Below are 14,727 nucleotides of genomic sequence, written 5' to 3'. Positions count from 1 at the left end.
GACGGGACTCAAAGCAGCACGCCTCTGCCTCGGCAACCAATACCGTCCGCCGTTGAAATCTTGATCCGTGGCGCAGGCGGCTTGATCGCACCCGATTGGTGCGGTGCGGGAACCCGAATTGTTGGAAGGACCTCGACGACTGTCGGGGGCTCGCGTCTAAAAAATCGGGAGATCTGACGGGCGTTTGGCCACGGACGAGCGCTTCCGACGGGGCGGCGCCGATCGCTTCGGCGTCCAACTGACAGGCGTCTCTGATCGACGTCGTAACTTCTCTAGAGGCGGACGTAGACCCGATTTCGGTCCATCCAGCAGCAAAACAGCCACAGGACCGTCCCCACGGCGAGATTGCCAAGCAGGGGGGCGTAGGGGGCACCGAAGACGAAGAAAAGGTCGTCGCCCAAGTGTGTTGTCAGGTTCATGAGCACCCACGAAGCGATGGTCCAGGTCATCACATACATGGCGAGCGGGTTGCGTCCCACTACCGTGGCGGGCTCGGCCCCGCGCCGCCAGCCGCCAACGTCCAGGATCGCGTAGAAGACGGCCAGGATCACGAGGCACAAGCCACCCGACGCTAGCGCGAAACTCGGTGTCCAGACCTTTTTCACGAGGGGGCATACGCCGACGGCGTCGAGGGCGAGTCCGAACGCGAGCAAGCCCACGCCCCAGGCGGTGAGCCAAGCGAGCTTTGCCCCCGCCGTCCGATCGCTCTTCATCTGCTGACCGGCGAGTAGGCCGAGCGTCATCGTCGCTAGCGATGGCAAGAAGTTGAGCGTGTAGTAGCCCCCTTCATTGACGACGAAGGGCGTCGATCGGGGCGGCAGGTTCAGCAGCCACCGGTCGAACGCGACGCCGGGACCAACGTGCTCGTTCCAGTGGGCCCAAAAGCCGCTGAAGTGCTCGACGACCAGCTCGTCATCGGTCGGGATTGGCCAGAGAGCGTAAAGGAGCCAAGTCGCCGTCAGCAGCAAGGCGATAGCGATCCCTTGCTCACGGGGTCCACGTGTCGCCAGCCAGAAGAGGGGCAAGTATCCCAGCCCGATCTGCGAGACGACATCCTCGAGCGTCCAATTGGTTTCGTCGCGGCCGATCGAGCGGAGGAAGACGCCGAGCAGGATCAACGCCACGGCTCGTGTCGCGGCGTGTCTCCATAACGAGGCCTGCATGGCGCCACGGCGCTTGCGCGAGGCGAGCGAGTAGGGCAACGACACCCCCACCATGAACATGAACGAAGGCTGGATTAGGTCCCACAGCGTCATGCCGCGCCACGTGGCGTGCTCGAACTGCTCCGCCAAGGGGCGCAGCCAGGGGTGGGCGTCTGCGATCGGCTCTTGCCATCCCCAGTTCGGGACGGTGAACGCCAGCAGCAGCATCGTGACGCCGCGATACACGTCGAGCGAAGCGAGCCGTTGGGTCGGCGGCGACTCGTTGGCGTGCATTGAGTCATCCATGGCGAAAACTCCCCTCCCCTCGATAACGAGGGGTTGGGGGATGGGTTTGAACGGGTACCGACTCTACTTCCCCCCTCCCTTTCAGGGAGGGGCTAGGGGAGGGTGGGACTGTCCTGCACAGGAGAGTTTTCCTGTAGGGATCGCCGAGACCCTCCCCTAACCCCTCCCTGAAAGGGAGGGGAACAATCTAGCGGCCGTACTGCTTGATGGCGGCTGGCAGTCCTGGATCGACCAATCCGCGTTCGCCGCGGCCCTCTTCGTCGATTCGGAAGTCGGCCACCTTCTGGATCCGCGGAATGTCGGCGTCCCAGTAGCGGAGTCGCATCGCGTCCGACGTCGCCTGGTAGGGCCGCAACACGCGGAACCCGACGTCCTGCGCGTCGTCGTTCGCGAACCACCACGGGCTCTTGGGGGTGTTCGGGTCGTAGTCACGCCAGGTGTCGTCGTCCGAGTCGCGTCTCGCGTCGCACGTGGCTTCGTCCGCCGCCAAGAAGGCGGAGCCCCCCTTTAGTAGCCGTGGGAAGAGCTTTGTCGGCCACGCGACGGGCGGCTCGCCTCTGGGGCCATCGGCGTCTTCTAACTCGGCGTCGGGCGCGTCGAGCACCCATTCGCTCGAGTTGCCGAGCATGTCGTAGAGGCCCCAAGCGTTGGGCTCCTTTCGGGCGACCGCGTGGGTCTCGAAATCGGAATTGTCCTCGTGCCAAGCGACCGCATCCGGATCGCTCGGCTCGGCTCCGTCGGCGCGGCAGGCGTGCTCCCACTCCGCCTCGCTCGGCAGCCGATACACGGAGCCCGTCAACAGGCTGAGCCACTTCGTGTACTGCTTGGCGGCGTATTGCGTCATCGACACGGCCGGCAGTTCGGGCTTGTCGCCCGACCCAAAGGTGAAGCTGGCGTCGTAGAGCTTCGACGGCGCGGTGATCGCATCGACTCGGTTGGCGTCGGTCACTTGTCGCACGCCGGCGTCGTTGAACCGCTCGAAGATGGCGCATAGATTCATGTACTGCCGGTACTCGGCCCAGGTGACCTCGGTGCGGCCGATCCAGTACGGGGCGAGCGTCTTGTCGCCGGGGATCGGCTCCATCCAGAACGACACATCGGTCCCAGGGATTGTCGCCTCGTAGGGGACGAGGAAGACGTCGTCGACCTCGACGTAGCGGCCCTCGGCGGGACGCTCGGTGGCGACGCCGGGCGTTTCGCCGCTAGCGAGCACTGGCGCCGCTGCGATGGCTAGGAAGGTGAGCCAGCGTTTCATGCCTTTGCCAAGATCCCGGGGATCGCGACGGACGGTTCGGGGACGTCGGTCCAACTGTAATCCTGAGGGCCCAGGTGAGTCGGGTCGGCGATGGCGTCGGACCAACTGGTCGTCTTGCCGGTGTAGGCGGCCATCCGTCCCAGATGCGCGATCCGCGTGCTGTTGACCATGTAGTGGCCGTTGTTGATCGGCTCACCCGCCCGGATGCTCTTGAAGAACTCGACATGCTCGTTGAGGTACATGCTCGGTTTGGGGCCGTCGTACCGCCACTCGCTGCCGCCGGGGGTCCAGATGCGTCCGGCTAGGATCTCGGCCTTCCCTTTCGTGCCGTGGACAACTTCGTCGACCCGCATCGTGCAGCCGTCCTGCTGCCGGCAGGTGAAGTAAACGCTCTGGCCGGTGGGGTACTCGTAGAAGACGGTGAAGTGATCGAAGACGTTGCCGTACTTCGGGTCGGTCCGCTGCTGGCGGCCCCCCATCGCCATCGCCTTGGTGGGGCTCTGATCCCCGAGCAGCCAAGCCGTCTTGTCGAGCGAGTGGATGGCCTGTTCGGCGATGATGTCGCCCGACAGCCAGGTGTAGTAGAGCCAGTTGCGGAGTTGGTACTCCATGCGGCTCCAGTCGGGCTTGTCGCCACGGTGCCAGAGCGTGCCCGAGTTGTAGCACGACTCGATCGCGACGATGTCGCCGATCGCGCCGTCCTCGATCCGCTTCATCGTTTCAAGGACCCCCAAGTCGTAGCGCCAGCAGAGGCCGGAGACGATCGACAGCCCCTTCGACGCGGCGACCTCACAGGTCTGAGCGACGCGTTCGGCGCCCGCCATGTCGACAGAGATCGGCTTCTCGACAAAGACGTGCTTGCCCTTCTCGACCGCGTAGGCGAGGTGCTCGGGGCGGAAGTGAGGCGGCGTTGCGAGCAGGATGACGTCGACCTCGGAGTCGATCACCTTCTTAAAACAGTCGAAGCCGTCGAAGGTGTGGTCGGAGTCGACGGCGACCCGGTCGGCGATCGACTCCTCGAACTCGATTGCCGCGAGCCCACTCTTGGCGCGGTCCATGAACGCGTCGCCGACCGCGACGAGCTTGGCCCCCGGGTCGGCGTTCAGCGCGTCGATCGCGGCGCCGCGGCCGCGGCCTCCGCAGCCGACCAGACCGACTCGCAGGGTCTCGTCCGCGCCGGTGTGAGCGGCGCGTGCGAGAGGGCTCGCCGCCAGCGCCGCCGCGAGCGTCGATCCGACCGCCGCGGACTGCTTTAGGAAAGCGCGACGGCTGGAGTCGGCTGGTGGATTGATTGGCATCGGGTTGTTCCTTGTTGACCTATTAGGCGCGCTCAGCTGAGCAGCGCCGCGTCCATCCGTCGAGAAATATCGGCGAGTCGTTCACGACCGCCTCCTGCGACCTCGGCGGTGCACCATCCGGAGTAATTGATCTCGGCAAGCGCTTCGCGAACGGCGGGCCAGTTCACCTCGCCATCGCCGATCTTGCAGAAGCCGGCCGTGACGCCCCAGTCCTTCACGTCGAGTTTGACGATTCGGGACCCCAGCGTGCGGATCCACTTCTCGCTCGGAGCGAACTTCTGGGCGTTGCCGATGTCGTAGTACGAACCGACCCACGGGCTGTCGATCTCGTCGAGGTAGTCGCGCAACTGTTCGGGCGTTTCGCAGAAGCCGTTCCAGACGTTTTCGATCAGGACGCGGACGCCGAGCGTTGCGGCGATCGGCAGCGTCTTTTTGATCTCGACGATCGAACGTTTCCAGACCTCGTCGTGGGTCGCCTCTTCGTTGACGACGCCCGGGACCAAGAGGACGGTGTGCCCGCCCATGGCGTGCGAGTCACGGATTGCCTGCTCGAGGATCGCCGTCGCGGCGTCGCGAGTCGCTTGGTCGGGGGCCGACAGACGGACCTGCCAATGGCGTTCGTTGACGACCCCGTGGATCGGCATGCCGGTTTCCGCCGACGCGGCTCGCAACTCATCGATCGGCGGCTGCCCGGGGCTGATGAGCTCCATGCCGTCGTAGCCCAACTCTTTGCAGAGGCCGAACTTTGCGAGGGGGGGCGCCTCGCCTTCGATCATGCCCCACTTCACGGCCTTGCGAAGCTTACGCGGAGGGCCAGTCGCGGCTGTTACGGACGACGAGGATTCGGCGTGCAGCAGCGCCGGAGCCGCCGCAGCGGCGACGGTCGCTGCGACCGTCGCGCCGAATCGGCGTCGGCTGATTGCGGGGAGTGATCTCATGCGTTGGTCGCTTGGTGAGGAGGCTGTCGGCGGCCGCGCCGCCAGAGCATTGCGAACAGCGACAGCGACCAGGCGGCGATAGACGGCTCGGGAACCGCGATGGCCGTCGTGGCCGCGTAGGCGTCACGCCACACGGTGTAGTCAGCGGCGTCCACGACCCCGTCGTCGTTGCTGTCGGCTGACGGGTCGTCCGAGCCGAACTGATCTACCCAGTAGGTGTAGTCGAGCGGGTCAACGAGGCCGTCGCTGTTGAAGTCCCCCGCCATCGGCGCGACGCCTATTTCGTAACGATACGGGTTGCCAAAGAGGCCCGTCGCCGCCGCGTCGGGCAGGTAGTCGGGGCCACCGCTGGCGTTGGTCTGAACCAAGAAATCGATGCTGGCGGGGCTGCCGATCGCGGCCAGCGGCAGCGACCACTCGATATCGTCGGTCGTCGAGTCGTCGGCAGCGACGTTCTGTAGAAAGTTCCACGAGAAGGTCTGCTGCGTCTCGCCTTGGAAGGCGAACAGCCGGTCGTCTAGCAGCAGATAGTCGGCCCCGATGGCGAAATCGCCCCCGTCGCCATAGAAGCCGGTGTCGCGATCGCCGTCGACATCGAGATAGATGCGGTGCGTCGAGCCGAGCCCCGGCGGCGGGCCGTTTTCATCGTTGAGCGTGAGCCGCACGAACAGGTTTGCCGAATCGTTCGCCAGGGTGACCGAGTCGATGTCGAGGGCCGAGATCGTGTCGGCGGCGGCGTCAGCGGTGAAAGGGACGACGCCGGCCCAGTCGTTGCGCGACGTGTCGATGAGGATGCCGCCGTCGTTCACTGGGTTGCTGAGGGTTTGCAAAGGCCCGATCACTCGATTGTTGACAGTCGCCACCTTGGTGACGAACTGCTCCCAGTACGAGGGCAGTCGATCCCAGGGGTTGTTGAGCACGTCGTCGGTGAAGTAGACGCCTCCGACGTTCCGCGACACGGCGAGATCGACGTAATCGGCGGCCGCATCGCCCGAAGCAAGCGTGTGCAGGAGGTTGACGAAGCGTGAGCTGTCGTAGTCGGCGTTCCACGGCGACGGCGTGTGGCTCGGGTAGGTCGAGCCGAAGTTCTCCCACACCATCAGTCGGTCCGCCGCCGGGCGGGTCAGGTAGTCTTCTACCGTCGTGGTTCCGGGGTTGCCCATGACTTCCCAGCTGGGGTCGATCAACTTTACGTGTTCGTAAATCGCGTTGTAGTAGTCGAGGGCCGCGGTGTCGGAGCTATTGGAAAACTCATCGACAAAAATCCCACTCACGGGATACCACTCGGCGTAGTCGTCGATGTCCGCGAGCACCTGATCGAGGGGGCGCGAGCCGTAGCCGCTGTAGACGTAGCCGATCAGCTTCCCCCCCGCCGTGGTGAACGACGTGGTGGCGCTCGTATAGTTGGCGTCGATCCGGTTGCCGGGGCCGTTCCCCGGGTTCATGATCGCCGTAATCGAGGCTTCGCTGAGGGCGGAAGTCATCCGTCCCCAATCGCCGCCCGCCGACGGGTAGAAGTAAGCCGGCACGACGATCTCCAAAGCAAACGCCTCGCCTACTGACGCTCCGACCAGAGGCAGCGTGGTCAGAAGCGTCAGCAGGCGGGCGATCGTCCCACCCCAGGACGTGCCAAGCATGTCGGAAAATCGTCTCACGTACGCGGCGCCTCAGCGATTGAACATCGAACGAGGGAACGCGAACCCAACGGCGGCGACCACCAGCAGCAGCGCGGCGGGCTCCGGCACCGCGACGGCGCTGGACGGGGCGGGGCCGCCGTAGTTGTTGGCCCAGACCGTGTAGTCGTCGCCGTTGACTTCCATGTCGCCGTTGCCGTCGGCGGGCAGATCGGCGCCGATGTCGCCGTTGCTGTCACGCCAGACGGTGTAGTCGGCGGCGTCGACCATGCCGTCGCCGTTGTAGTCGCCGGTCACGGCCGGGGCTGTTGCGAGCGTGTAGGTGATGACCTCCGTGACGTCGCCAGCGCCTTGATCGTTCCACACCATCAGGTCGAACGTGTCGCTCGTGAAGACCGGTGTTCCAGGACCGTCGGGCCCGATCGCCAAGCTGAGCGGGATCGACCATTCGATCTGCGTGCCGACGGGCGGTCCGGTCTCGTAGTATGGGTACGTTACCGCCAATCCGATGAAGGCTCCGCCATAGTCGACGACCCCTTCGACGCCGGTATTGAAGGTGCCGGTGGCCTGTTGGTACGGGTAATCGGTTATGTACCCTAAATCCGACCCAATTTCTCCAAGCGCGAAGACATCGAAGCCAGTGCCGGTGTCTTGATCGAGGTCGAAGGCAAGGTACATTCCGCTGCCCAGCGCCGAAATAACCGAGCTGTGCGTTGTCACGCGGATATAAAGACTGGTCTGGTCGTTGGCGATCTGAACAGTGTTGATATCGACAAAGGGCAGGGGTGAGCCTCCCTCATTGTCCAACGGGTCGGTCAAAGTGATCGGGATGTCGGCCCAGTCGTCGAATTCAGTTCCTGCCGCCTCGTCCCGGACTTGGATTGAAGTGGTGAAGGTGCTGGGCGCGATCACCTGGGCGACGGTCTGAGAACCGAACGCCGCCAGAAATGTCAACGCGGCGAGTGAGTAAGTGTGTTTCATTGGGTATCGCCTCGGGGCGGGGGACGCCTTGCATGGGGTGAGTGGGGCGTTGCGATCCAGGCCGGTGTCGGCTCAGAGACACCGGCCCGGAATCGCAACGATGCTTCAACGAACTCAGCTCACAATCAATTGCGTCGCCGTGTGGCAGTGCCCAACGCGCCAAGCAGGACGATCGCCGCCGAGGTCGGCTCGGGGACGCTCAGCGTGTAGCTAATCTTCGACGAGACATCGCCTGCGCCGACGTCGGTCCACAAGAGCAGGTCGAAGTCGGCGTCGTCAAACACGGGAATGCCGGTGAAGCCGAAAGCAATGTCGAGTGAGATCGCCAGTTCATGCTCAGGAAAATCGCCGTAGGGAGCAATCAACGCAGCGCCCGATCCAAAGAACTCGCCGGTCAGGCCGAGACCGTTGTTGAACACGCCGGCCTGTTGCTGGAACGGAAAGTCGTTCTGCCAAGCCGCTTCCGAGCCGATAAGGCCCATGCCGAAAACGTCGTACCCGGTCGAGACGTCGCTGTCGTAGTCGATCGAGATGAATGTCGACAGCGCTAGCGAGTCGTAGGAGGTGTAGTAGATGTAGAGAAAGTTCTCGTCATTGGCGACCTTGATGTCGCCGATATCAACCGATCCCGGATTGTCGGCCGGATCGCTGTCGATGACCGGTACGTCGGCCCAGTCGCTGAAGTCACCGTCGATCGTGACGGTTTTGTAGTAAGCACTAGCCGGGGTGAGCGTCGCCGCTACTCCAAGGCAGGCCAGGGCCGCAAGGCAAGCTTTCATCAGAACTACTCCAGGGGTCAAATCCGGGGGAAGGGGGTGGAAATCGCCGCCGCTCGCATGTTCCGTCGCATGGTTCACCGTTCGCTATTTCGTCGTTACGTTTCCGTCGGCGCGGTTGCCAGAGAGTCGGTGCACATCAGCGTCGATGTCGAAACTCACGAAGCCGACGGAGCCGTCGCAGAACGCCATGTTGAGTCCGCCGGAATGGGCGGACCCAAATTTAAGCTCGTCGCCGAGTTTTTCACCGGCCCCATCGGGCTCGAGCCGAATCTCTCGATTCAGTTGTACCTTCGCCACCGTTACCCGGAGCGTGTCGGCATTCCCTCCAGAGAAGCCGGGCTCGTTGTCTCCCTTGTCCAAGCCGTCGGTGTAGTGGTCGGTCGACATGTACTTCTCTCCGACCATATACACCTTTGAGGTGCCATCCGTAATCTTGGAGAATGACACTTCGGATCTCGTGAAGACGACGCCGGTTGCCGGCGTGTTTATCACGATCGTAGGTTCGGAAGGGTCTCGCGCTGTGTAGATTGGATTCCAAGCGAAGTCACGTCCCATCTGATAGTCGACGACGGTTTCGCTGATGATGCCGCTTGCGGGTTCACCGACAAACATGTCGCCCGCGTTAGCGGCGTAATCCGTCTTGCTGCAAACCTCTATTGGCGTCTCGCAGTACGCATACGGCAGAGAAGTGCTTGCCAGCTGGTAGACGTTGGTGATTCGGCGACTCGGGCAGGTCATCCCCTCAAAGGGAGACTGAACTCGTTTGAGGGTCGCCTGATTTCGTGCGGCGGCAGTAAGTCCGGCCCCTATATCATGCAGGGACTGCTCCTCAATGTACGGCAGGACGTTATAGAGCCATCCGCCAGGCTGCTCTTTGCCAAAACCGTACTCGGGATATCCCAGCCAGTTAAATCGCCATCCGCCGGTTGGCAGGTGCTTGTGCGTGTCGTGGTGAAGGTGGAACGCCAGTCCGAGCTGCTTCAGCTGGTTCTTGCACTGCGTCCGCCGGGCCGCCTCGCGCGCCGCCTGCACCGCCGGGAGCAACAGCGCCACGAGGATGCCGATGATGGCGATCACCACCAACAGCTCCACCAGGGTGAAGCCGAGGCGAGACCGGGTTTTAGTAGCAGTTGGGTCCATGATGGCTCCGTCGTGTACGGCGAAGTAGAGGTTCAGGTCGCCGATTTTCCTTGCTCGGCATGCGTCCGGACCTGGCCCGGCTGAAGCACGTGATCGTAGAGAGCCACGTCGCGGAGCTCGCCCTCGAAGAGCCACGACGTGAGTGACTTCGGCACAAACTCAGCGGCGCCGATCCGCGCCGGCCAAGCGAAATCTTCAAGCGACATCGAGTGTCGCGCCTCACCGGCGAGGGCGCCGTCAACAAAGACCCGGACGACGCCGGCGATCGACGCCGTCGCGTTCTCTTGTCCCGCGTCGGGCTGGAAGCTCGCCGCGACGTGGGTCCATCGGTTGCGCTGGACCGCTTCGTTCGAGTCGAGCTTGTCCCAGTTCTTGCCGTACTCGCCCGAGCCGGTCCAGAACTGCCAGCGGTCGTTCTCCCCCGCGTAAAGCGTGAACCCGAGGCACTGCTCTTGCCCGCTATGCGATTCGAGCACCCACCGCGACGTAAACACCGATTGGTACTCCGGGCCGCCGGCGACGCGTGCCCAGCTCTCGATCGTGAAGCCGGTGCGGAGGTCGACCGGCGGCTTGCGGTCCGACTCGACGTACGACTCGCCATCGAAATAGGACCCGCGGGGCTGACTCGCATGCACGTCGGTGAGTTCGGTGGGCCAGTTCCCGATCGCGTAGCCGTCGAAACCGTTCTGTGTCAGGTCGAGCACCGCCCGGTGGCGTCGCACCCGGTACAGCGGCCAGTAGGCGAGCGGCTTGTCAGCGAGGACCAGCTGTTCATAGGGGTGCAGCTTCTCTGTCGCGTCGCTCCAGGCGAGCAGGACCCCTTCGGGAAGAGCGGCCCCAGATCTGATGCGGTACCGTCGCGACCCCGCGTCGAAGACCTGGACGTTTTCTCCCGCAGCGACTTTGCCGAGCGACTCGCCGACGCGTCCACGGCGCGGGGCACTGTGGACCGTGGCTTCTCCTTCGATCACGGACAGGTCGAGGCCTACCTCGGCGTTGGCGACGACCGCAAAGCGGGCCGATTGCCCCACGATCACCGCGGAGGGGGTCTGGATGGTCATGGCGTCGCCGTGGCTGACCGTGACGCGGCCGCTCCGGACGAAAAGGGTGTTGTCCCCGATCGGCGAAACCTCGGCCGGTCCCTGGATGAGCACCTCGCCGCGGCCGATTTCCAGCCGGGCGGCGCCCCGGGTGAGTTGGAAGACCTCGCCCCGCCCCAGTTGCGATCCCACCTTCAACGAACGTAGCAGCCCATCGGACGACGCCACCGGTGTCAGCCCGGTGATGCGTCCCATGGGCTCGGACCGGCCCGCGTCCTCGCTGAGGACGAACGTCTTCGGCATGACTTGAGGGGGCGCGGGCGTCGCTGGCGAAGGCGTCGACCCGGCGCCCGACGCCAGCCATCCACAGAGGAACGCGACGCTGACGGCGACCGCCCACGGCGCGAACCAGGCGAGCGGTCCCCGTGAACGGAGTGACGACGACGGCTCGTAGTCCTTGCCGCCATCGCGGGCCACGGCGCTACGCAGCATGGCGGGGAGCGGCTCGGCGCCGGCGGTTTCGTTCCGCAACGTCTCGCAGTAGTGAGCCGTCTCAACGTACCGCATCGCCGCGTCTTGATCGCCACGGATCAGATCCCCCAGACGACTCCATTCGGCGGGGGCCAATTCGCCCAAGCACAAACGCTCCAAGAGCGTTTCGAGTTCGTCGGCGGGCGGGCCGCTCGACATCGGGTCGTTGACAGGCTTCGCCATCAGGCGTTCCTTCCGGGTAGCGATGGTTGATCGAGTCGGGCCGGTCCTCGTGACCGGCGGCGGGTCGGATTGACGCGGATTCTGGTCATGCGATCCCCTCGCGGGAGAGCGACTGACGTATGCACCGCTCTAGGGCCTTGCGGACGCGGCACATCGCCACGGTGGCGGCTTTGACGGTCCGGCTCTGCCGCGCTGCGATCTCGGACATCGACAGGCCGATGCCGTACCGCATGCGGAGGGCTTCTTGTTGCTTAGGCTCGAGCTGCTTGAGACACCCGCGTAGGGCGGAGTGGCGGGCGTCTAGTAGGTCGGAATGCTGTTCTTGTAACTCGGCGAGCTCACCGACAATCGCTTCGTCGAAAGCCAGAGTCCGCCTCCGCTGTTTGTCTCGTAGGTAGCCGAGCACCTCGAACCGAGCGATCGTGCAGACCCAGCGGACAAACTCCTCGGCCGGGTTGTCGCCCGTGTAGCGAAAGATGTCGATCTTCTTCCAAGCGACCAGCAGCGTCGCCTGCATCACCTCATCGATCACGTCGGTGTCAAACCCAACCAGCGTGGCGGCGAAGGCCCGAACTCGCGGGCCGTGACGCGCCACGAGCATCACGAAATCGTCTGGATCGATCTTCGAGCCCGACAAGCGATTTCTCCACTCGGCTGCCCGTTTGGATTACAGGCGGTTGGTATCCCCTTGCGTCACTAGCAACGGGGGGCGAAGGGTGGAGGCTACGCAGAGATTTAACAAAAAGGAAGAAAACCTGGGCCCGATGACTGCACTTAGGGGCTGCGTCGTACAGAAGGCGTTGTCGCGTAGGGACTTACGTCGCTCACGCCATTGCGCCGGGCTTTCGCGCGGTCCTCGCTGAGCGGGCGGCAGAGCCGTTCCGCGAGGCAGTCTGGGTAAGAATCCATCGGACTCCAGAGCCCAACCGCGATACCGCAGGCCGAGGCTGCGTTGCTCCTTGTCGCTAGACTAGTCGCTCCGCTCCTCAACCATCCGGCATCCGGGAAGCGTCGGTGACGGTGATAAAGGCGTTGCCCGCAGCGGCCTCAGAGCTTCGTCGCCCGCAATCGCAGCGCGTTGCCGATCACCGACACGCTGCTGAGGCTCATCGCCGCGGCGGCGATCATCGGGCTGAGGAGCCAACCGAAGACGGGATAGAGAACGCCCGCCGCGATGGGGATCCCCAGGGCGTTGTAGCCGAAGGCGAACGCTAGGTTCTGACGGATATTTCGCATCGTGGCGCGGCTGAGAGCGACCGCCTTGAGGACGCCTTGAAGATCGCCCCCTAGCAAGGTCACGTCGGCCGACTCGATCGCCACGTCGCTGCCGGTCCCCATGGCGATGCCAACGTCCGCCGCGGCGAGGGCCGGCGCGTCGTTGATTCCGTCGCCCGCCATCGCCACGACGCGGCCGTCTTTGCGAAGCTGCTTGACGAACTCGTGCTTCTCCTTGGGCGACACCCCGGCGTGGACCTCGTCGATCCCTAGTTCTCGCGCGACGGATTCGGCGGTCGCCTCGGAATCCCCGGTCAGCATGACGACCCGGAGCCCTCGCTCGTGGAGCCGCCGGATGGTCTCTGCCGAGCTATTCTTGACGGGATCGGCGATGCTGAGGAAGCCGAGGAGCCGGTCATCGGCCGCGACGAATACGACGGTCCGCCCCTCGGACTGCGCCGAATCAGCGGCGGACTTGAGCTGGTCCGACGGAGCGATTCCTTGTTCGGCCAAGAACGCCAGCTTGCCGACCCGCACCGTCCGTGTCGCTACTTCCGCGGAGACGCCGCCGCCGGTAGTGCTCTGGAAGTGCTCGGCCGACTTCGTGGCGACACCGCGTTCTTTGGCGCCGTCGACGATGGCGCGTGCCAAGGGGTGCTCGCTTGAGCCCTCGACGGCGGCCGCCAACCCGAGCAGTTCCTCCTCGTCCGAACCGTCCTCAATGGCGACGTCGACGACGCGTGGCTTCCCTTCGGTGAGGGTGCCGGTCTTATCGACGACGACCGTATCGACCTTTTCGAGAGTTTCCAACGCCTGCGCATCCTTCACGAGGACCCCTTCTTTCGCCCCACGGCCGACGCCGACCATGACCGACATCGGTGTCGCAAGGCCCAGCGCGCAGGGGCAGGCGATAATGAGCACCGAGATCGCCGCCAGCAGGGCGTGGGCGAATCGCGGCTCGGGCCCAACGGTCGCCCAGACGACAAACGCAAGGATGGCGGCGCCAATCACCGCCGGCACGAACCACGCCGCCACCACATCGACGAGCCCCTGGATCGGGGCCCGGCTGCGCTGCGCCGAGGCGACCATGTCGACGATCCGGCTAAGCACCGTGTCGGCGCCAACCTGCTTCGCTTCGACAACGAGCGCCCCGGTTTGATTGAGCGTCCCGGCCGACACGTGGTCGCCGGCCGCTTTGTCGGCGGGGATCGGCTCGCCGGTGAGCATCGACTCGTCGACGGCGCTCGCGCCCTCTACAACGACGCCATCGACCGGCATCTTCTCGCCGGGGCGGACGCGGAGCCGGTCGCCCAGGCCAATCTGGTCCAAGGCGACGTCTTCTTCCTTGCCATCGACGACCCGGTGCGCTGTGTCGGGCGCGAGCTTCAGAAGCTCGCGTATCGCGCCGCTTGTCTTTTTCCGGGCCCGCAGTTCGAGCACCTGACCGAGCAGGACCAGCGTGATGATGACCGCGGCCGCCTCGTAGTAGAGCGGCGCCCGACCCGCCTCGTAGAACGCCTCCGGGATCCAGCTCGGAACCAGAGTCGCGAACAAGCTGAAGACATACGCCGTCAGCGTTCCGATGGCGATCAGGGTGAACATGTTCGGGCTCGCGTTCTGGATCGATCGCCAACCACGCACCAAGAGGGGCCAGCCACACCAGAACACGACAGGCGTGGCGAGGGCAAACTGCAACCAAGCCGCCACGTCGGACGACAACCAATCCTCGACCGGCAAACCGACCATCGGGCCCATCGTGAGGACGAGCAGCGGAACGCTGAGCGTGACGCCGACCCAGAATCGGCGCGCCATGGCGGACTCGCCGTCGTTCTCGTCTCCTAAGGACGCTTCCTTCGGTTCCAGGTCCATCCCGCACTTGGGGCAACTGCCCGGGCCGACCTGCTCTACGTCGGGATGCATAGGGCACGTGTAGAGGCGGCCTCCCGCTCCAGGATTCGTTGGAGGCGATGATTGTTCTCGAAGCTCGTCCGGGGGAGCGGGATCGTCGCCTGCCGCGACCTCCAAGCCTTGCTCGTCAGCGAAACGGCGACGGCACCCGGCGCTGCAGAAGTAGACGGGTTGACCGTGCGCATCGATCGAGAGGGCGGTGTCGGTATCGACCTGCATCCCACAAACGGGGTCTTGCGCAATAGCCACTAGCAACGCTCGGGTCTGGCAGAAGTCTCGATGGAAGGATTGGAGTGAATCACGTGGTCGATGCTATACCTCCCCGTAAGACGGGGCAATTTGCAGCAGAAGAACGGTGTCGAGCGAGGGCGGCAACC

General features: G+C 64.4%; 11 protein-coding genes. All 11 read right to left on the bottom strand.

What is annotated here, in order from left to right; all coding sequences use genetic code 11:
- Window positions 1-272: 272 nt before the first annotated feature.
- Entirely contained in the window at window positions 273-1,448 is a 1,176-nt protein-coding gene (locus tag Pla108_RS19695; RefSeq protein ID WP_146446697.1) for an acyltransferase family protein, read from the bottom strand.
- Between the two features lie 187 nt (window positions 1,449-1,635).
- Window positions 1,636-2,703, bottom strand: coding sequence for a formylglycine-generating enzyme family protein (locus tag Pla108_RS19690; RefSeq protein WP_146446696.1), 1,068 nt, complete (start codon window positions 2,701-2,703; stop codon window positions 1,636-1,638).
- Window positions 2,700-4,001 carry a Gfo/Idh/MocA family protein gene (locus Pla108_RS19685; RefSeq protein WP_146446695.1) on the bottom strand — a complete coding sequence of 434 codons (1,302 nt, stop codon included), beginning with the start codon at window positions 3,999-4,001 and terminating at the stop codon, window positions 2,700-2,702. The genes Pla108_RS19690 and Pla108_RS19685 overlap by 4 nt, the downstream gene beginning before the upstream one ends.
- A gap of 32 nt (window positions 4,002-4,033) precedes the next feature.
- Window positions 4,034-4,939 (bottom strand): sugar phosphate isomerase/epimerase family protein, encoded by a 906-nt coding sequence (locus tag Pla108_RS19680; protein WP_146446694.1) that lies wholly within the window; start codon window positions 4,937-4,939, stop codon window positions 4,034-4,036.
- The gene (locus Pla108_RS19675) at window positions 4,936-6,576 is read right to left on the bottom strand and encodes a spherulation-specific family 4 protein (protein WP_146446693.1); all 1,641 of its coding nucleotides are present in this window, start codon (window positions 6,574-6,576) and stop codon (window positions 4,936-4,938) included. The genes Pla108_RS19680 and Pla108_RS19675 overlap by 4 nt, the downstream gene beginning before the upstream one ends.
- Before the next feature lie 30 nt (window positions 6,577-6,606).
- Window positions 6,607-7,554 carry a hypothetical protein gene (locus Pla108_RS19670; protein ID WP_146446692.1) on the bottom strand — a complete coding sequence of 316 codons (948 nt, stop codon included), beginning with the start codon at window positions 7,552-7,554 and terminating at the stop codon, window positions 6,607-6,609.
- Between the two features lie 125 nt (window positions 7,555-7,679).
- Window positions 7,680-8,333 carry a PEP-CTERM sorting domain-containing protein gene (locus Pla108_RS19665; protein WP_146446691.1) on the bottom strand — a complete coding sequence of 218 codons (654 nt, stop codon included), beginning with the start codon at window positions 8,331-8,333 and terminating at the stop codon, window positions 7,680-7,682.
- 84 nt (window positions 8,334-8,417) lie between these two features.
- Window positions 8,418-9,473, bottom strand: coding sequence for a DUF1559 domain-containing protein (locus Pla108_RS19660; protein ID WP_146446690.1), 1,056 nt, complete (start codon window positions 9,471-9,473; stop codon window positions 8,418-8,420).
- Between the two features lie 32 nt (window positions 9,474-9,505).
- A complete protein-coding gene (locus Pla108_RS19655; RefSeq protein WP_146446689.1) occupies window positions 9,506-11,227 on the bottom strand; it encodes a LamG domain-containing protein in 1,722 nt (573 codons plus the stop codon).
- Between the two features lie 85 nt (window positions 11,228-11,312).
- The gene (locus tag Pla108_RS19650; RefSeq protein ID WP_146446688.1) at window positions 11,313-11,864 is read right to left on the bottom strand and encodes a sigma-70 family RNA polymerase sigma factor; all 552 of its coding nucleotides are present in this window, start codon (window positions 11,862-11,864) and stop codon (window positions 11,313-11,315) included.
- A gap of 410 nt (window positions 11,865-12,274) precedes the next feature.
- A complete protein-coding gene (locus Pla108_RS19645) occupies window positions 12,275-14,599 on the bottom strand; it encodes a heavy metal translocating P-type ATPase (RefSeq protein ID WP_261342534.1) in 2,325 nt (774 codons plus the stop codon).
- Window positions 14,600-14,727 lie beyond the last annotated feature (128 nt).

The sequence above is a fragment of the Botrimarina colliarenosi genome, assembly GCF_007859955.1.
Classification (GTDB): domain Bacteria; phylum Planctomycetota; class Planctomycetia; order Pirellulales; family Lacipirellulaceae; genus Botrimarina; species Botrimarina colliarenosi.
Note: the sequence above shows the minus strand (reverse complement) of the source record. Positions and strands in the feature narration are given on the sequence as shown.

Coding starts and splice junctions, on each gene's coding strand:
- Pla108_RS19695 (WP_146446697.1), bottom strand. CDS start 1,448: ATGGATGACTCAATGCACGCCAACGAGTCGCCGCCGACCCAACGGCTC.
- Pla108_RS19690 (WP_146446696.1), bottom strand. CDS start 2,703: ATGAAACGCTGGCTCACCTTCCTAGCCATCGCAGCGGCGCCAGTGCTC.
- Pla108_RS19685 (WP_146446695.1), bottom strand. CDS start 4,001: ATGCCAATCAATCCACCAGCCGACTCCAGCCGTCGCGCTTTCCTAAAG.
- Pla108_RS19680 (WP_146446694.1), bottom strand. CDS start 4,939: ATGAGATCACTCCCCGCAATCAGCCGACGCCGATTCGGCGCGACGGTC.
- Pla108_RS19675 (WP_146446693.1), bottom strand. CDS start 6,576: ATGCTTGGCACGTCCTGGGGTGGGACGATCGCCCGCCTGCTGACGCTT.
- Pla108_RS19670 (WP_146446692.1), bottom strand. CDS start 7,554: ATGAAACACACTTACTCACTCGCCGCGTTGACATTTCTGGCGGCGTTC.
- Pla108_RS19665 (WP_146446691.1), bottom strand. CDS start 8,333: ATGAAAGCTTGCCTTGCGGCCCTGGCCTGCCTTGGAGTAGCGGCGACG.
- Pla108_RS19660 (WP_146446690.1), bottom strand. CDS start 9,473: ATGGACCCAACTGCTACTAAAACCCGGTCTCGCCTCGGCTTCACCCTG.
- Pla108_RS19655 (WP_146446689.1), bottom strand. CDS start 11,227: ATGGCGAAGCCTGTCAACGACCCGATGTCGAGCGGCCCGCCCGCCGAC.